Annotated in this window: 19 protein-coding genes and 1 tRNA gene; 3 read left to right on the top strand and 17 right to left on the bottom strand. The window is 70.5% G+C overall.

Features of this window, described 5'->3' with window-relative positions; all coding sequences use genetic code 11:
• Positions 1-113 precede the first annotated feature (113 nt).
• Together IE326_RS26950 and IE326_RS26945 are read right to left on the bottom strand one after the other, a co-directional pair.
• Positions 114-1,328 (bottom strand): AfsR/SARP family transcriptional regulator, encoded by a 1,215-nt coding sequence (locus IE326_RS26950; protein ID WP_190043356.1) that lies wholly within the window; start codon positions 1,326-1,328, stop codon positions 114-116.
• A 317-nt stretch (positions 1,329-1,645) separates the two neighbouring features.
• Positions 1,646-1,719, bottom strand: a tRNA-Met gene (locus IE326_RS26945).
• 157 nt (positions 1,720-1,876) lie between these two features.
• On the opposite strand from IE326_RS26945, the gene IE326_RS26940 reads away from it, so the two are divergent.
• From IE326_RS26940 to IE326_RS26930, 3 genes are all read left to right on the top strand, one after another.
• Positions 1,877-3,091 carry a hypothetical protein gene (locus IE326_RS26940; RefSeq protein WP_190043355.1) on the top strand — a complete coding sequence of 405 codons (1,215 nt, stop codon included), beginning with the start codon at positions 1,877-1,879 and terminating at the stop codon, positions 3,089-3,091.
• 347 nt (positions 3,092-3,438) lie between these two features.
• Positions 3,439-4,242, top strand: coding sequence for a hypothetical protein (locus IE326_RS26935; protein WP_190043354.1), 804 nt, complete (start codon positions 3,439-3,441; stop codon positions 4,240-4,242).
• 91 nt (positions 4,243-4,333) lie between these two features.
• Positions 4,334-4,894, top strand: a complete 561-nt coding sequence (locus IE326_RS26930; RefSeq protein ID WP_190043353.1) for a hypothetical protein — start codon at positions 4,334-4,336, stop codon at positions 4,892-4,894.
• A gap of 194 nt (positions 4,895-5,088) precedes the next feature.
• Here the strand turns inward: IE326_RS26930 and IE326_RS26925 are convergent, their stop codons facing one another.
• The 15 genes from IE326_RS26925 to IE326_RS26860 all read right to left on the bottom strand — a co-directional run bounded on the left by IE326_RS26925 (position 5,089) and on the right by IE326_RS26860 (position 17,151).
• Positions 5,089-5,727: a hypothetical protein gene (locus tag IE326_RS26925; protein WP_190043352.1), complete on the bottom strand. Its 639-nt coding sequence runs from the start codon at positions 5,725-5,727 to the stop codon at positions 5,089-5,091.
• Positions 5,728-5,924: 197 nt separating this feature from the next.
• Complete coding sequence (locus tag IE326_RS41060) at positions 5,925-6,128, bottom strand: hypothetical protein (protein WP_229915656.1); 204 nt, start codon at positions 6,126-6,128, stop codon at positions 5,925-5,927.
• A gap of 24 nt (positions 6,129-6,152) precedes the next feature.
• A complete protein-coding gene (locus tag IE326_RS41055) occupies positions 6,153-6,443 on the bottom strand; it encodes a hypothetical protein (protein WP_229915655.1) in 291 nt (96 codons plus the stop codon).
• A gap of 352 nt (positions 6,444-6,795) precedes the next feature.
• Positions 6,796-7,521 carry a hypothetical protein gene (locus tag IE326_RS26915; RefSeq protein WP_190043351.1) on the bottom strand — a complete coding sequence of 242 codons (726 nt, stop codon included), beginning with the start codon at positions 7,519-7,521 and terminating at the stop codon, positions 6,796-6,798.
• A gap of 55 nt (positions 7,522-7,576) precedes the next feature.
• The gene (locus IE326_RS26910) at positions 7,577-8,641 is read right to left on the bottom strand and encodes a DUF8094 domain-containing protein (protein ID WP_229915654.1); all 1,065 of its coding nucleotides are present in this window, start codon (positions 8,639-8,641) and stop codon (positions 7,577-7,579) included.
• A 194-nt stretch (positions 8,642-8,835) separates the two neighbouring features.
• The gene (locus IE326_RS26905) at positions 8,836-9,312 is read right to left on the bottom strand and encodes a hypothetical protein (RefSeq protein WP_190043350.1); all 477 of its coding nucleotides are present in this window, start codon (positions 9,310-9,312) and stop codon (positions 8,836-8,838) included.
• 264 nt (positions 9,313-9,576) lie between these two features.
• Positions 9,577-10,242 (bottom strand): tryptophan synthase subunit alpha, encoded by a 666-nt coding sequence (gene trpA / locus IE326_RS26900; RefSeq protein ID WP_229915653.1) that lies wholly within the window; start codon positions 10,240-10,242, stop codon positions 9,577-9,579.
• Positions 10,243-10,404: 162 nt separating this feature from the next.
• Complete coding sequence (locus tag IE326_RS26895; protein ID WP_229915652.1) at positions 10,405-10,740, bottom strand: SH3 domain-containing protein; 336 nt, start codon at positions 10,738-10,740, stop codon at positions 10,405-10,407.
• A gap of 87 nt (positions 10,741-10,827) precedes the next feature.
• Complete coding sequence (locus IE326_RS26890) at positions 10,828-11,067, bottom strand: hypothetical protein (RefSeq protein ID WP_190043349.1); 240 nt, start codon at positions 11,065-11,067, stop codon at positions 10,828-10,830.
• Positions 11,052-11,366 (bottom strand): hypothetical protein, encoded by a 315-nt coding sequence (locus IE326_RS26885; protein WP_190043348.1) that lies wholly within the window; start codon positions 11,364-11,366, stop codon positions 11,052-11,054. The genes IE326_RS26890 and IE326_RS26885 overlap by 16 nt, the downstream gene beginning before the upstream one ends.
• A gap of 86 nt (positions 11,367-11,452) precedes the next feature.
• Positions 11,453-12,682, bottom strand: coding sequence for a glutathione synthetase (locus IE326_RS26880; RefSeq protein ID WP_190043347.1), 1,230 nt, complete (start codon positions 12,680-12,682; stop codon positions 11,453-11,455).
• Between the two features lie 36 nt (positions 12,683-12,718).
• Positions 12,719-13,981, bottom strand: coding sequence for an ATP-grasp domain-containing protein (locus IE326_RS26875; protein ID WP_190043346.1), 1,263 nt, complete (start codon positions 13,979-13,981; stop codon positions 12,719-12,721).
• Between the two features lie 73 nt (positions 13,982-14,054).
• Positions 14,055-15,155, bottom strand: coding sequence for a GNAT family N-acetyltransferase (locus IE326_RS26870; RefSeq protein ID WP_190043345.1), 1,101 nt, complete (start codon positions 15,153-15,155; stop codon positions 14,055-14,057).
• 18 nt (positions 15,156-15,173) lie between these two features.
• A complete protein-coding gene (locus IE326_RS26865) occupies positions 15,174-16,448 on the bottom strand; it encodes an MFS transporter (RefSeq protein WP_190043344.1) in 1,275 nt (424 codons plus the stop codon).
• Between the two features lie 379 nt (positions 16,449-16,827).
• A complete protein-coding gene (locus IE326_RS26860) occupies positions 16,828-17,151 on the bottom strand; it encodes a cupin domain-containing protein (RefSeq protein ID WP_190043343.1) in 324 nt (107 codons plus the stop codon).
• Between the last annotated feature and the right edge of the window lie 174 nt (positions 17,152-17,325).

The raw sequence follows: 17,325 nt of genomic DNA, 5'->3' as shown, positions 1-17,325 counted from the left end.
ATCGCACCGCGGCGTAGCGGTACGAAGGGTCGGTCAATCCTTGCATCCACCAGCGAGCGCCCCTGTCGCCTACGGGGCGGGGCGCCGCGGCGGCGTCTGCGCCGTCCGCTGGCTCAGCCGAGCAGCGTCTGCTCGTGCGCCGGCGGACCGGCCGTCGGGGTGTACATCATCTGGTTGGCCATCTGGCGCAACCCGTCGGCTTCGGAGTGTGGGCTGGTGTTTTCGTCAGTGGCGCTCTTGAACTGCTGGAGACCGCCGGGAAGTGCCCGGTAGCCGCGCTTGACTGCCCACCTCGAGCCCGGCAGGTCGCCGGCTTCGAGGTAGCGGTGGGCCAGTTCCCGCGCCGCGCTCACGATGGCCTCGGTCATCTCCCGGACGTAGGGGGCGGCCCACCCGTACCAGCCTGGGCGTATGGCATCGGCGAAGGGCGGGCCCTCGACGACTTGCAGGGCGGCGCGCAGGCAACGTGTGCCGGTCGGTGAGTCGTCGCTCTCGCCCAGGGCAGCCAGTGCGCGGAACTGGCTCCAGTCGCTGGTGACTGATGGGCCCAGGACGTACCCGCTCTCTTGGGTCCACTTGGGGAAGTGGGCGACTCCGAGCCAGGCCCGCAGCCGGCTCATGGCGGTGTTGCGGCTGTCCGCCCTCGTCACCTGCTCTGGCCACAGGGCTGCGTCCATGGCGTGTCGGTCGGTGCCGGGGTTCAGGTGGAGCCAGGTCGCGTACTCGGTCAGCCGCGAGAGGCGCTGGGTCTCGACGCGCCCGTGCGCACCGTGCACCTGTGGGCTCCCCAGCAACACCAGGTAGATGCCGGCCGACGGCTGGGGGAAGGTCGCCGTGGCCCAGTCGATCGCCTGTTCCCGCTCGGCAGGGACGGGGGGTTCTGCTGGCTCCGGGCGGTCCTGTTCTGGCAGCGGCAGTGTGTGGAGCAGGCCTTCCAACACTCCGGACGTGATCGCCCACCCCTCGGCGAACACGTCCTCCCGTGCGTCGCTGTCGGCGGCGCTCGGCATGATCCACGGCGCCCCGGGGCGAAGGATCTGCCATGCGGGGTCCTCGGGCCGGCAGAGGGACTGGATGACAACCAGGGCGGCCGCTCGCCAGCGGGCGAGGGCGGAGATCGGACTGTTGGCGTCGAGTGTCTGGGCCTCCTCAAGAAGGCGATGTGCGATCTGCCTCAGGCGGTACGCGGAACCCGGGCGAAGGAGCTCGGGGTTCCGGTGGACCGGCAAGGGGGTGGCGGTGGGAGAGGGGAGCGTGGAGAGAGTGGTCATGGTGTTCCAGATCAGATCCCTTGCTGGAATGTGGTGTTCACTGCTGCCGGACGCCATGGCTGATGACTGCTTGGTTCAGCGGGCCGGTGGTGTGCACGTGGTGCTCCGCGTAGCTGCGGCGGGCACACCGGGACGAGAGTCTCGGCCGCCTGGCGGCGAGGGACGTCTCGGGGAGGCCGGCCGGTGAAGCCGAGCAGGTTGTGGGTGATGAAGCAGCGGGCATGTCGCCTCCGTGGCCTCGGGGAGCCCGGGTCGGGTATCTACGTGCTTATAGAGGCGTGAAATGGGGTGCCCGTGTGACATGGACGTCCGGGTTTTTCTGTGCCACCGCATGACTCAGGCCCCGGCGGACGCGCCGGGGCCTGAGCGAGAAGTAGCGGGGACAGGATTTGAACCTGCGACCTCTGGGTTATGAGCCCAGCGAGCTACCGAGCTGCTCCACCCCGCGTCGGTGCCCTCGACTATACGGGATGGGCGAGAACCTCACTCCGATATTGCTTAATTGGTTTTATTGCTGTAAACTTGAGATCGCTCCGGGCGGATGACGCACCACGCCGGCCACGGCCCTACACCGCCCGAGGAAACCGCTGATCCAGGAGAACCTCTTGTCCTTCCACTCACCTACCGAGCTGCGGCTCGTTCTCCGTCAGGACGTCACCGTGCCCGCCGTCGGGACGTTCGACCGGTTCACTGGGCACGCCCGCTACCAGGTCACTGGCGACGACATCCGTGGCACATTCATCGTCGTGCCCGAGACGGCCCCCGGAGGCGACACCTGTCTCGTCCGGGTCATCTACGGCGACCACCCCGAGACGCCGCAGCGCGAGCGGGTGGACGAACCTCGCATCCGCCGGACCCGCGTGCGCGGCGAGTGCGGGCCGCTCGCGGTCGACGCGCTGCCGGATGCGTCCCGCCTGGACGCGCGTGGCGAGTGGGTCAGGTCGGACGGGACACTGCGATCCGTGCCGCGCAGCACGGGGCGGTCGCTGGCCGAAGTTGTCCGCGCCGTGGTCGCGCACTGGGCCACCCGACCCAACAGGATCGGGCTCGTCCGGGCCGCCGCGCGCCATGCCCAACAGCAGCCCGACACCCCCAGCCAGGCGGCGCGGGAGGCCGTGGAGCGGGAACTGGACAGCATTCGCGCCCAGATCAGGCGCCATTGGTCCTTCCTCCAGGAGTTGGAGGCGGTCGCTCAGGCCGACACTCCGGCACTCCCGGTTCTGCCGCCGCTCCTCCACGTCGACTACCTGGACCCCAGCAGCGGCACCACCGGCATCCTCACTGCCCGCCCCCGGCTCAACCCTGACGACGGGACGATCACGTACAGCGTGACGGGGGGCGCCCGGGTGCGCGGGGACTTCACGGTCGGCCCGGTGCGCCTCAGCCGCGATGCCCTCCCTGGCGGCGTGAGCGTCCAGCTCGGTGCCGGTCTGCTCCCCGACGGAGCGGGCCGGGAGGGCGAGCCGGTGGTCAACGGAATCCGGCTGCGCGGCTCGTGGAACTGCACCGATGCCGGGTCATTCACGCTGGCACTGCCCGAGTCGATTCCGGGTGTCCGGCGGGCCGACCACCCCGACCGTCCGGTGCCCGCCCACACGGCCGCGTGGATCGGCAGTGTGGTCCGGGCTCTCGCAGTCGCGTACCGCGACCGCAGCGACGTGGACGTGCTGCGCCTGGTCGCCGGAAAGAACCGGGTGGACCAGCTGCGCCAGGCTCCCGCTCAGGCCGTCGTCGAACTGCGCCAGCATGAGGCGGCCGCAGAGGCGCGTCTCGCCGCCGCCCGGGAGGCCGAAGCCGCCTTCGCCTCCCTGCCCGCCTGACGCCGGGCGGGGCTGCCGCGCCCCCGGGCACGGGACAACACAGCCCCGCCATCTTGCTTAATTGGATTTACTGCGGTACTATCGTCTTGCTGCTTGCGTGAGACACCTCATGCCCCTCACATGCCGAAGGTCAGCGCCAGCGCCCGGCCGGCAGGCGGCCCGCACCGAGCATCAGGAACATCTCGCGAGCGCACCCATGACCATCTCGTGGTCACCGCCGATGACCTCTGGGCAGCAGCCTCAGAGATCGAGCAGCACGGCCGGTCGACGGGGCAGACCAGGGCGGCAGTACCGTCCGCCTGGAGCTCCCCCGCACGACGGCCTCCGACTCGTAACAAGGAAGAACCATGGACACACCCGATGCGGCGGAAGTCATGTCACTCGCCGCCGAGGTCGCCGCACTGCTCCCCCGACGCCACAACGCCGACTGGACCGTCAGCCCGGTCTCGGCCGCTGCCCGTCCGGCCGCCCGCCTGAGCGACGGCCCCCGCCACTTCCTCCTGGCGACCGACAACGGCCACACCACACTGACCACGGGGACACCTCACACGGCCGACGTGTCGCTCACCGTCGCGGGCACCGCCCCCGCCGTGGTGGCGAGCGCGGCACTGCGTTCCCTTCTCCCCCGCATCGACGGTGGCGTCGATTCACCCACGGCGAAGCAGCCGCACCGTCTCGCGTACCTCGCCGAAGTCGATACTCGACTCCGTGAACTCGGCACGCCGACAGAGCAGTTCGACCGCGCCGACAACACCACAGGGCTGGCCTGGCGGTTCGATGACGCGTCCGTGAGTTTCACCCTCCACGGCGCGTGCGTCACGGGGGCGGTGAGCTTCGCAGGAGGACTCGAATCCCTGGAACGGTTCCTTGCCCCGTTCCTCCCGCCACATCCCGGGCCGGGCCGTGTCCGCGCCACTGTGCAGCGCGGCTGCGGCGGCGTCGCCCGGCGCATCGTCGCCGCCTACCCGCATGCCGTCGAAGCCGATGCAGACGGTCTCGCCCGGTTCGCGGACGCGGACGGCGGGCCGCTCCAGGGCTGGGTGATGCCCCGTGACGTGAACGGGCCGGTCGGACCGAGGACACCGGTCACGGCCGGAGTCATCGGCGCCGGCGTCGACCTCGTACTTTCCGCTCTGCCCACGATCACCTGAGCCACGCCCTCGCGCGCCAGCGGGGCCGGTCCGTCACCGCCCGGCCCCTCGTCCACCAAGCAGCACCGCAACACCCTCGAGGAACCCCGAAGTGACCACCGCAGTCGTCACGAGCACGCTCGCCCATCCCGACGTCGTGGCAGCAATCGACGCCGGGACGAAAATGGCCGCCGAGGAGTCCGGCCGTTCCCTCTCCTCCGAACGCTTCACCTGGGCCACAGCAGCCGCCCTGACCTACCTCGACAACACCGAGGCGCCGTGGGCAGACGTATGCGCCCGACACCTGGAGATCACGGCCGCGCAGGCCGCCGCCTGCCGGGGCGACGAGGTCGAGGACACGTCGGACCTGTACGAAGGCATGCGCTACAGCCGGGAGCAGGTCTCGGCCGCCGTGAACGCCGGAGTCGACGCCGCCGCCGAAACGATCCGCGAGTGCGCGGACGACATCGACAACCTGACGGTGAACGCGATCCTGACGCTTCTGGACCACCCCGACGCCTCGTTCGCCGAGGTCGTGGCCGAGTGCTACGACGGCGAAGGCGTCGATGACGTCAGTGGCTGGCTCGCCGATGTCCCGGCCGACAGCGAAGCCGACTTCGATGCCGTCCGAGCGGCACGGATCGACGCCTATCTCCGATCCGTCGACCTCTGACCGCTCCGCACATCCCTGGCGCCGGGCGGCAGCGCAGTCGCCCGGCCCACCGAAGGAAGGAATCTGTCGTGTCCGTAGTCCTGATCGGCCGGTGGGACGCCGAAACCCTGGAGATCGAGGAATCCCACACGGTCGGCGACGGAGACCAGGAAGCGATCGACGCCCTGCTCAGCGGGCGCACCGGCGACTGGTGGTCATGCGAGTACCTGGTCGACCGTCACCGTGACGCCGTTCAGCTCGCCTACGAGGGCCTTGCCCCCGGGCAGGCTCTCGTCGACGAGGCCGAGGGCTTCGATCCCTCGCCTTGAGTCCGGCCTGCCGGCGCTATGGGCGCCGCGCGGCGGCCCCGCCTTCTCCCGGTTCACGCTGTCCACGGTGACCGTGCAGCGCTGCCCGTCAGGACGCCTCGATGGCGCGCGGCAGGGCACCCGCAGCGCCGCGTTGTAGGTGACCGTCTCCATCACCCTGAAGGCGATGAGGACCGCGAGCCCGGTGACCGCGAGCGGCCAGAGCAGTTCGATGCCGCTGTGCAGCGCCTCGAGCATGTTCCCCGCCGTCTCGTGCAGGGCGTCGGAGAGGCTGGCCGCCGGCAGGTCGTCCGGAGGCTTCTGCGTCTGGTCCGCGCCGGTGGCCCGCCACAGCAGGGTGACACCCGCCGCGACGACACTCCCACGTACGGCCTCGGGCGCCGCAGCCCGCCACGGGCTTCTCCGGCAGCCGCTGTAGCGGTGCGGATGCTTCTCCGCCTCGCGCAGCAGCTTGCGGGCTGACTCGGGCAGTTGCGGGTCGGCGACCGGTTCAGCCGCTTTGCCCGGTGACACTGCCTTCGTCACGGCCCTGATCCTTCTCTCGTACGCCTCCGCCGGCGCATGCGTCCGTGCTCCCCGCCGGATGAGGCGCGCTCGTCTGAACGTCCGCCCGCTGTCCCCTGTGCCTGCTTTCGCGGCGGCAGGCCGGGGCGCACCCGGCCTGCGCACGATGCCCTTCGGCAGAGACCGGGTGCGCCTGGACGTCCGGCGGGCCCCGCCCTTCATGCGTGGGTGATCATTCCGGTGACGAACCACACCGCCCAGATCAGGGGCAGGACCGCGACGTACGCCATCGGCCGCTGGTGGACGGGCTTTCCCTCCTGGATGCGGGAGGCGTCGTGGGCCGGCGGACCGGGCGTCGGCAGGGCGGCGAGCTTGCGGCTGGCCAGGAGGTTCCAGACCAGGGTGAACGAGCTGAAGAACACCAGCGAGAACGGAGACCACCAGCCCTACCACAGGGTCTTGGTCGTCAGCTCGCGGACCAGCGCCGTGCCGCACGACCGACAGAAGGGCCCCTCGATCTTGTGGAAGCGCATCATCAGCAGCAGTCCCTGGTGCGCGCGCACCGTGACGGCGGCGGCCGGCTGGGCGCCGCAGATGCGGCAGGCCAGCACACCGCTGTGCCAGCCGGGGTGGGGGGATGACGCGGAAGCCTGCGCTGCGTCGGGGGCGGGCATCGTCCACGGCGGGGGCGTGTACGCGGAGGCGTGGGGGTTCGGCTGTGCGGCCGGGGTGCTCATAGGACGGTCTCCTGGAATGGGGCCGGTTCTGAAGGGACAGAGCCGGTCCACCTGTGTCGGGTGGCCGATGGGCGGAAGGGGTTGCTGAGCCAGTCGCTGCCCGTCGGTCTCGCCGTGGCGGTGACAGCGGTCCCGGGAGCTGTGACGGGCTCGGTGAACGGAGCGGAGCTGGGACGGGGGGCTTGCAGCACGAGCCGGGGCGGTGCCGCGGCGGCGTGTGAGAAGCGCGGCTTCAAGACCTCGGGCGGTGTACGCGGGGCCTGGCGAGCAGGCCGTGCCTCGTGGGCGCGGCTGCGGCCGGTGAGGTTGCGGTACCGCGGCTGGACTGCGGGGCGCGTCGGGGAGAGCGTCGTCATGTGCGGTCCCTGGTCAGTCGTTGCAGCAGGCCCGCGAGGGTGGCGTGGTCGTAGGGGGTGATGCGGATCAACGCGTGGGCGGCCGCGAAGCCGGCCCCGCCGGGGCTGGTGTCGCGGTCAGAGTGGAGCCAGGCGGCGACGGCGTGGATCAGGCAGCGGCGGCTCTGCTCTTGAGGCCCGCCAAGCCGGTGGGTCGCGACCGCGGCCTCGGTGTAGAGAGAGGCCGCGACGGCGCGGTCGTTGGCCATCGCCGCAAAGTACGCCTGTAGTTCGGTGCCCATCGCCACGTACGGGTGATCGCGGCCGTGCTGGGTGATGAGGTGCTGGGTGGCGCGGCGGGCGGCCTGCTGCGCGGCGCGCCACTGTCCGGCGCGCTGGGCTGCCCGGGCGGTGGCCAGCAGACCGGTTTCCTCGGGGATGCCCTGGTTCCAGAGCGGGTCGACGGCCTTGGCGCCGGTGGGCGGGTTCTGGTCGGCATGGATCGTGCCGTCCTCGGTGATCTGCTGGCGCTCGACGTGCCCGTTGGGGTGCCCGATGGACAGCCGGATCGGTCGGTTGTGCTGTGCGGCGGCGGCGCACAACGGACCGCGCACGCGTTCGATGAGGGCCTCGAGCTGGTCGGGCGGACCGTCGTGGAGGAGCCCTTGGGCATGGATGCCGCCGCGGGGCAGGACGATGAGCGTCTCGTGGATGTCGGTGGTGGGTGGCGGGCCCAGGTGCATGGTGGCTTCCTCGGTTTCCTCGGTCGCGGTAGCGGGCTGACGGGGGCTTGGGCCGTCAGCGGGAGTCGACCAGGGCGTAGCGGTAGTCGAGGATCTCCGGCTTGCCCTGACGGGGCAGGTGGACGACGGCTTCTCCTTGGAAGCTGTCCACCACCAGGGAACGCGGCGTCTTGTTGTAGACCGCCTCCTTCTCGCTGGGGGAGATCTGCAGGCCGGCGTTCGTGACGAGGGACTCCTCCTTGTGAGCGAGAGCGGTGATCACCAGGACCCCGGAGGAGGTGGTCAGGGTGTACGTCTTGTTGTGGGTCGGCGCGATCGGGAAGAAGTTCACCGTGGCCTTGGCCCCGAGGTGGTCGCGGCGTTCTTTGTATGTCTTGAGGATGGCCTTGGCGCTGGCGTTGGCGTTGGCGTGGGAGAGTTTGCTGCCGTCCTTGGTGCCGCCGGTGGTGAAGAGGTCTTCGATGGCGTCGGTGACGCCGCTGGGTGCGAGGTTGCCGACCGGGGTGCCCTCGTCGGCGGGGACGGCCAGGTCATCCTTGATCTGCGGATCCGGAAGCGGTTGCTGCGGGAACAGGGAGACGACCTTCTTCCAGGTGCCGCCGGTGTCGGCGGACTTCTCGAAGATCATGAAGGTGTGATTCGTGCCGTTGGTGGAGGCCGCGGCCGCGAACCAGTTGTCGGCGGGCGGGATGTAGAAGGTGCGCCTGGTGAAGAAGAAGGGGGTGGCGGCGTCCTTCTTCTCCTGCGCGCTCAGGGTGTCGAACTGCTCGTAGTCGGCCTTGCTGCGGGCGTAGAGCTGGCCGGCCTCCACCGTGGCGAGGAGGCCCGCGTCGCGGGCCTTGTTCGCCTTGTTGTTGATCTCCTGGTAGCGGTCGAGGATCCGGTCGGCCTCAGCGCGGGTCACTGCGCCCCGGGGCGCCGCCGTGGTGGCTGATGTGCCGGTCGGACCGTCGTGGGCGCTGGTGTCGCTGGGGCTGCAGGCGCTCAGTGCCGCCGCTGTTGCGGCGAGCAGCAGGGTGATGCGCTGGGATCGTCGGTGCGTCGGCAGGATGTGGGCCATGGCCGGGGTTCCTTCCACGGGTGGTGCGGGTCTCAGCACCTCGGCATTGGGTATCGTCATGACGTCTCCCTTGGGTCAGCAGGCCGAGCCGTCACCGGGTCCGCACGGCTCCGAGCTCCGTGCCAGCTGCAGCTGAAGGCAAAGCCCGGAAACCGGCTTGTCTCCGGCACGGCGGGCGCTGCTGAGTAGAGCTGGCCGCGGGTGAGGGAGCCTGCCCGCCTGCCCTTCTTCCGTGCCAGAGACGTTCAAGTTGGTCAGCCGCAGTGCTTTCCGGAGTAGCTGCTCCACGCCTCCGAGGGGTCCCAGGTGGCGTTGTAGGAGAAGCCGCCCTCGAAGTCGATGCACGCGTTGGGGGCGGAGACGTAGACAGGTCCCGCGTACTTGGTGAAGTTGGCCTGGTATCCGTCGAGTGCGGCCCAGCCGGACCCGCTCTTGCCGATCTTGACCTTGATCCCGCGAGGCAGGTAGACCCCATCGACCGGCCTGGCGATGGCGCAGTTCTTGCCGGTGGAGCGGGAGTAGTAGATGTCGATGTAGCCCTTGGTCTTGCCGGCGTCGTACGTCCAGTACATGGCTTTGATCGGCCACGACTTCAGGAACGTGTAGCTGGATCCACAGGCGTTGATCCGCGGGGTAGCGGCGGCCTGCGTGGTGGTTCCGACGACGAGCGCGCCGGCCAGCATGGCCAGTGAGGTTGCCGTGAGGGCCGCCTTGCGGAGAGTTACTGACATTTGACTGATCTCCTTGATCGAGCCATGAAAGCGGGCGGTGCGCCGCTGTAGGGGGCCGGCGGCACGCCCACTGGCGTTCCGGGGCGGGCTGTTCAGACGGACGTCGGTCTAGGCAGCACGGGGCAGGCGGCGCACGCCGAGGGCCAGGTCTCGGGCGAGGGTGAGGGCGGCGTGGACGCCGTCGGGTCCCGGGGTGGCCTGGATGTGGCGGAGCAGGGCCGACCCGACGACGACGCCATCGGCGTACTCAGCGGCCTGGTGTGCCTAGTCGGCATTGGAGATGCCGATGCCGACGCTGATCGGGAGCCGCGTGTATGCGCACAGCCGGTCGACGAAGGCGGGAAGGTCTGGGGCGAGGGGGCCGGTGTGGCCGGTGACTCCGGAGGTGGCCGGGGCGTAGATCATGCCGCTTGCTGCGGCGCAGATCCGGGCGAGGTGTTCGTCGCTGGCGGTGGGCGGGGCAAGGGGAACTGCGTGCAGACCGTGGCGGCGGGCGGCGGCGAGCCAGGTGCCGGCTTCTTCGAGAGGGAGGTCCGGGATGAGCGCGCCGGCTGCGCCGGCTTCGGCTAGGTCGGCGGCGAACCGGTCGACCTGGTCGGCGACGGGCTGCCAGTACGTCATCACGAGCACGGCTGCCCTGGAGGCTGTCCGGATGGCGCGTACGGCGGTGAAGAGGTCCTTCATACGGAATCCGGCGTCCAGGGCCTGGCGGGTTGCCTGCTGGATGGTCGGCCCGTCGAGGACCGGATCGCTGAACGGCAGGCCCACTTCGACGACGTCGGCGTGCTGTGCCAAGGCTTGGAGGTTGACGAGGCTCTGCTCGACGGTGGGGAAGCCGACGGGGTAGTACGCCGCCAATGCGGCTCGCCGCGCGGCGCGAGCGGTGCGGAAGGCCCGGTCGAACGCGGCGGGGCCTGGCGTGAGGGTCATGGTGGTGTCCGTTGCTGTGGCGACGTACGGCGGGTGGTGCGTGGCGTGAAGCGGCTGGGGCCGCGTGGCCGGGCGGGGGGTCTGCCCGGCCACGCGATCAGCGCCTTGCGGCGGGTGCGTCGCTTGAGACGCGGTGGTTGTTCGCGCGGAGAGCGCTGGCGGTTACGCGAAGCCCCAGAAGTAGGCGCCGTACATCCAGCCGGTCCGGCCGGCGTTGGGGCCGCTGGTGACCTTGACCTGGTACCACTGGTACCGGGACTTGCCGTCCCACCAGAGGCACTTGGAGGTGACGCGGGTGCCCTTGCCGAGGACCCCGAGGGCCGTCGAGCTGGTGGAGTGGTTCGACCGGAGCTTCACGGCGGCAGTCGTCTTGCCGTTCTGCGTCCAGGAGTTGCACGAGGCCGCCGCCGCTTCCGGGGCGGTGGCCGCAGCTCCGCCCAGTGCGGCGATGGTTATCGCCGCTGCCGCGACGGCGCTGCGGATCTTGTTCTTCATCATCTGATGAGCTGCCTTCGTCTTGGGTTACGGATGGGTGGTGGGTGGTACGGGCGTTGGCCGGAGGACCTCGGGGTGGCGGGGGATGGGTCATGGCGCCGGTGTCCTCGGTGCGGCGGCCGGGGTGAGGTGTGGACGCAAGGTGGCGGCGAGCAGCAGGGCGGTGGCCGCGGCGGCGGCTGGGACGAGCCAGGAACCGTCGGCCGCTCCGGCGAGGGCGGCTCCGGCTGCGGTTCCGATGCCGAAGGCACTGATCAGCCAGCCGAAGGACGACCAGGACACGGTCGTGGCTGCCGCTGCGGTGGCGGCTGCAGTCAGGGTGTTCGCCACCGGCTACCCGCCGAGCGGTGGACGGCCGGTTGGGCCCAGGGGCCGTGGATGGCGCTGGCCGGCAGGGCCGCCATGCGCAGGTCGTCGCCGAGCGTGGCGTGGAACTGGGCGAGGTCGTCGGCGGACACCGGGGGGTGCGGGGCTCGGGCGGCGGCGGCGTAGAGGGCGGCCTGTGCCTGCTCGTCGAGGCCCAGTCCAGCGCCGCACCAGCGCACGGCGAGTATGCCGTCGCCGGTGCGCTCGGGGGGCATCTGTTCCTCGGCCGCGTCGGACCACAGCGGCATGGGGTCGAGGACCACCAGGGGGAAGGGTAGGCCCAGGCCCTGGGAGGCGGACTGTACCGGCGTGCCGGGGGCGGTCGGTGCGGGGAGAAAGGATGGCGGTGTCATGCGGGGCTCCCGTACAGGCCGAGGTTTTCGGCGGCGCGGATCACTTGGTGGTCTTGGTTGATGGCGCGGCTGTCGTCAGCCACGAGGAGGAGCCATCCGGCGATCCGGCCCGCGTGTACGGGTGTGGTGGCGGTGAGCTCGGTGGTGGCGGCCACGGTCGGCAGGGTGGCGATGGTGCGCAGCAGTGCTTCGTCCAGAAGGCCGTCGTGCCGGGGCAGCAGGGCGACCTTGGTGACATGGGTGCGCGGGGGCTGAAGGGTTTTGTGGCGTCGGCCGGTGGCCAGCAGCAGGACAGTGTCGCGGATGGGGTCGTAGTCGATGGCTCGGCGCAGTACGTCGGAGGCGAAGTCGTCATAGGGGTCGGTGCGCAGGGACAGCAGGGCCGGTCCGCGGTCGGGGATGAAGGTGACCGTGGCGTGGGCGGAGCCGTAGCGCACGCCGAGGGCGGTGAGGGCCTTCATCGTGTACAGGGCGAGGGCGCGTGCCAGCAGCCCGTGGCGGCTCAGCAGATCGGATCGGCAGACCAGTTGGTCGGCGGTGCGGATCTCGGACCAGATAGCGGTGATGGTGTGGTCGGGAGTGCCGTCGGGCCCGGGGCCGGTCAGGGTGTGGATGCGGTACTGCGTGCCAGCGAGGCCTTCACGGAGCACGAGGGGCTGGTCGGCGGTGGTCTGGAGGCGGGCCCAGGCGCGGCGGATGTCGTCGGCGGTACGGCAGAGGTAGGCGGGGTGCGGGTGTGAGGGGTCGGGGTGCTGGACGACGAGGTCGCTGATCTGGGTGAAGGCGGCCCAGGTGAGGGCGTCGGACAGGCGTGAGGTGCGGATGCTGCGTGGGGCGGTGATGCCGGCGTCGAGCAGTGCGGCGCTAGTGAAGGCGATGTCGCGTCGGATGTCTGCGGTATCGGGAGTGTTGCCGGGCAGGTGGAGGCGGTCGGCGAGGCGGTCGGCGAGTTCGGTGCCGGCGGCTGATCCGGCGGTGACGGCCTGGACGCCGAGCTGCTGCAGTTGTGCCGCGGTGCGGCGCAGGCTGCCGCGGTGCGTGATGTGTCGGAGGTAGCCGTCGCCCGGCGAAGTGGCAGCGGGCATGGTGACGGCGACGGAGGCCCAGCCGTGCCGGGCCAGCACGGGCAGGTACCGGTCACCGGGGCCGGCCGGGGCGATGATGGCGGCCGTGCCGCTTCTGAGTGCGGGCGGGGCCGCCGCGGGAAGAGGGGCGGCGAGAGCCATGATGCGGGGCTCCTGAGATGGGTCGGGGCGGACGGGTCAGGCGACGCAGGCGGTGTCGGCCTGGATGTGGGCGCCACTTCGGTCTTCGGCCCTCTGAAGTCGGCGAAGGCAGGTGTCGGGATCGGGGCCGGTGACAACGGCGAGGGCGATCCGGTCGCGCACCGTGGCGCGGGGCGGGGCAGTGACGTAGCTGCCGGGTGCGGCGGTCCACTCGAAGCGGTCGAGCCAGGAGGCGAAGATTCCGGTGCGCACGGCCGTGACGTGGCCGGTGACGGTCGGGTAGAGGAAGCGGACGGCGGCGCTTTGGCTCTGGCTGGGGAGCAGTTCGAGGTCGGCGCCGACGGCGAGGTCGGCGGCGATCTGCGGCAGGTTGAGGCCGGTGGCCAGATGGACCAGGTGCGGGATGAGATCGCCGCCGAGGCGGGCGTTGATCTCGACGATGCGCGGCCCCTGCCGGGTCAGACGCATTTCGACGTGCAGCACGCCGTTGGAGATACCGACGGTGGTGAGGGCGTCCAGGGCGACTTCCCGGATCCGGGGGTCGGCCAGAAGCGGATCAGTGGCGTCGACGAGGTGGCCGGTCTCGAGGAAGGCGGGCTCGTCGCCGAGGTACTTCCGGGTGATCGCCGCGATGTGCACGTTGCCGTGGTCCAGGGCGATGCACTCGACGCTGATCTCGGGACCGTCCAGGTACTCCTCAATGAGCACGCCGGAGGTTTCGGCGTGCTCCACGCCGAACAGACTGGCTGACCTGGCGAGGTGGAAGGCATCGCGGACCTGATCGGGGGTATCGGCGCGGTGGACGCCAGCGCTGCCTCCCATGGAGCGCGGCTTGAGCACGACCGGCCCGCCGAGTAGCACCGCGTACTCGACGGCGGTCTCAGCATCGGCCACGACGTAGGAGCGGGCGGAAGGAACGTGGGCGGCCGCAAGCAGGGAGCGGGTGAGGTACTTGTCCCGGCATGCCTCCGCAGCGGCCGACGTGTTGCCGGGAAGTGCGAAGTACTGGGCGAGGCGCGCCGCGAGCACGACGTGCTTCTCCATATAGGTGAGCACTCCGGCAATGCCGCGGTCGACATCGAGGTCTGCTACGGCTTCGGTGACGGCTTCTCTGTTGGACAGGTCGGCGGTGATGGAGAGGTCGACGTGCTCCTCGGCCCAGGCAGGCGGATCGTCGTCGATCAGCGCGACGGGGTGGTGGGAGGCGATGTGCTTGAGGTCGTAGCCGTGGAAAGTGCGGGTGCCGGCGCCCAGTACGACGAGCAGTGGTGATCGTGAGGAGTGTGGTGTGACGGGCACGGGGTTGTCCTGACGTGTTGGGTGGAGACGGGGGCAGGTGGCCGGACGCGGTGGCCGGCAGGCGACGGGGTGGTCAGGCCTTGTTCCAGGCGCGGAGCACACGCTGGTTGAGGCCGGTGTGCAGCGCGCCGAGGCGGCTGATGAGGTGGGGGTTGGGCCGTGTGAGGTAGACCGCGGAGGTCAGGGCGACCGGGAGCATCCCGAGGCGGGCCTTGTAGGCGTAGTTGCCGCGGCCGGCGTCGAGGACGCTCGCTCCGGTGGCGATGGCGTACTGGACGCTCTCGTACATCAGCCAGCCGTAGGTGTGCAGGTCGCTCTCGCGGGTCTGGTCGATGGCGGGGGTCCACAGGTAGAGCGCCGAGCCATAGCGGAAGCAGAAGAGACCGCCCGCGAGGGTGCCGTCGGCGTGCTCGGCGAGCAGCCCCACGGCGCCGGGGACCCAGGTGAGGGGGGTAAGCATGTCGGTGCCGTACAGGGCCAGCCCGTGGCGTTCGCTCGTGGCGCGGGCCTGGCTTGTGAACTGCGCCAGATGCGGCAGGAGTTCGGTGCCACGGGCGACCTTGAGGGTGAGGCCCGCGTCGGTGCCCTGGCGGTGCTGTCGGCGGAATTCTCGGCCGGCATCGCTCGAGGGGAAGTTCGCGATGAACTCCTCGACCGAGGAACCGACGCGGGCGCGGTGGGCCCAGGACAGGACGACCTCGGCGTCGGGGGTTCGGGCCTCGCGCCACAGGCTGCGCTCGGCGGGCGGGAGGTTCGCGATGACCAGGGCCTCGGTCCCCAGTTCCTGGGCGAGGCGGCGGCTTCGGTCGACGGTTTCGGCGAGCACAGGCACGGATGCGCCGGGCAGTCCCCCGTATTGGCCGTAGATCGAGGGTCCGTACAGGACGTCGGCCTCGAAGGTGGGGCGGGTGACGCCAGCGTCACCCTCCATGGCGCGCCACAGCGGGCTGTCGTTGACCTGGTAGAAGGACATGCGGTGCTGGCGCGTGCCGTCCTGGAGGAAGAGGTGGTGGCGGCCGCGGACGAGTTCGGTGCGCACCGTCTGCCAGGCGGCGGCCCATTCTCGGCTGTGGAAGGGGGTGGCGGCGCGGTACACGGCGGGAAGGGCAGCTACCGAGGAGTGCCAGGAGCTCTTCACGGTGCGGGCGTTGGGGCGCAGGGCGGTCAGGCTCATGAGGGTTCTCCGGGCAGATCAGGACGCGGCGGGCGCGGGGATGCGGGGTGTGCCGAGGGCCGGCCGGCGGGTGAGGCCGATGAGCGGCAGGCCGATCGCGGCTCCGAGCGCTCCGGCGGCGAGGGTGGTCAGGGCAGCGAGGCTGTCGCCGCCCGAGGTGAGGGAGGCCGCTGAGAGGACGGGGGCGGTGATCACGGCGACGGCGAGCGTCGAGCCCCAGATCCCGGCGTACAGGCCACGGGCCTCGGGCGGTGAAATCTTGGTGACGATGTCGTTGGCGGCGATGAAGAAGACGATCTCGCCAGGGATAGCGGCCGCCACGGCGATGCTGTAGCCCACGGTGGTGTCAGCAAGCCCTGCGCCGCCCATGCCGACGCCCAGTAGGAGGGAGCTGACGGCGAGCAGGCCGCTACTCGGCTGGGGTCCGTTGCAGCGGCGGCGCAGCCACGGGTTGAGCAGTGGGGTGAACACGACGACAGCAGCGGCATTGGCGACCTGTGTCCATCCGTAGGCGTCGGCGGCGAGCCCGTCGTCCTCCATCAGCATCGGCAGCGCGGTGAACATGCTGGCGGCGCAGGTCAGAGCAGCCACGCTGGCCAGCCACAACAACCACAGGCGTGCGTCACGGACGGCCAGCTGCAGCCGGGGCCGATCGACGGAGGTCCTCGGGAAAGAAGCGGCTGGGCTGTCGTCGTCGAGGTAGTGGCGGGCGAGCAGTGCGCAGGCCGCGCATGCGGCTGCGTTGAACCAGAACAGTGCCGGGAAACCGAGCTGCTCGGCCAGGAGGCCACCGGCTGCGCCTGTGATCGCCGCGCCGATGTTCACCGCCCCGTGGCGCCAACCGTTGACCGCGGTGCGCTGCCCGTCGTCGGTGATGAGGTCCGCGATGGCGACGGAGACAACCGGCCTCGGCGAGTCATACACGATGCCCGCGATCAGGGCTCCGGTGCACACTGCGGCGAACGCGTGCGCCTGGGCCATCACAGGCAGGCAGACGGCGGCGGTGAGCATGGCCGCCACCAGGGTGCGGCGCCGGCCGAGCCGGTCGGCGGCCCAGCCGGTAAGCAGCTGTCCGACGAGCCAGCCGATGCCGAAGACCGCAAGGGCCTGGCCGACGGCCTGGGTGCTGTAACCGAGGTCCTTGAGGTGGTAGCTGAGGAAGGGGTAGGCGAAGCCGAAGCCGCGCGCGACCAAGGTGATGACGAGCAGCGCCCAGATCGCCCGTGGCCAGTGCCGCGGTCCAGATGGTTCGGGTTGCTTGGTGGTCGTGATGGGCAAGGTGGTGGCTGACACAGACGCTCCGGGGAAGGCAGGGGCGAGACGTTCCTGATGGGGCGGCCGGCGTCAGCTGGTTCGGGCGCCGGACGGGAGGGTGGAGTGGGTGGGGGCGTCGCCGTGGGCGGACGACGCCCCCACCAGCAGCCGGGCCCCTGCCGGTGCCGAAAGGGCACGGGGTGTCGCCCCAGGGGGATAGAGCGAGGGCCGAGCTGCGCCTGATGCCGGACCGGCGGGAGCAGTCGCGCTCGGCCGGGCCGTTCTGTGCGGCTACATGGGCGGGGAGCCGATGAAGGGGTCGGGAACTTGCAGTTCCTGCCGTCGTCCGGTCAGCCCCGGCCGGATGACCTCGGGGTGACTGAGGCGACGGTCCAGCTTGGGGAGGCCTCGAAGCGGGTCATTCACCCGGTCCGTTGGGGTACAGGACGAGCAGACGGCAGCCGGTCTTGGACTGCGGCCAGTGCACGCTGCCCTCCTGCGCGGTGATCAGGGTTCCCGCCCGGTGGACGCGCTCGCCGTCGCCGAACTCGCCTTCGAGAACGAAAAGGATCTCCTGCTTCTTGTGGGTCTCCTCGCCGAAGGTGGCGCCGGGGGCGAACTCGATGATCATCGCCGACAGTTCGTCGGCGGCGCCCTCCTGCAGCATCGCGACCGTGATGCCTTCGGTCACCTGCTGCAGTGGCGCCTGGTCGGCACGAGCGACTTCGAATCCTGCGAGCATGGGCGCAGGCTCCTTCCGTTTCTGAGCGGAACTTCACGTGTGGAGAGTTCTGGGGCCGGAGTCCTGGGGCACGGGATTCCCTTCGTGCAGCCGCGTTGAGCTGGCGATCGGCATCTTTGGCCAGTGGTTTCGTAGGCGGCCGGAATGCTCTTCCGATTGCATGCGTCCCTCTAG

This window comes from Streptomyces filamentosus, from assembly GCF_014654895.1.
GTDB lineage: Bacteria > Actinomycetota > Actinomycetes > Streptomycetales > Streptomycetaceae > Streptomyces > Streptomyces filamentosus.
Note: the sequence above shows the minus strand (reverse complement) of the source record. Positions and strands in the feature narration are given on the sequence as shown.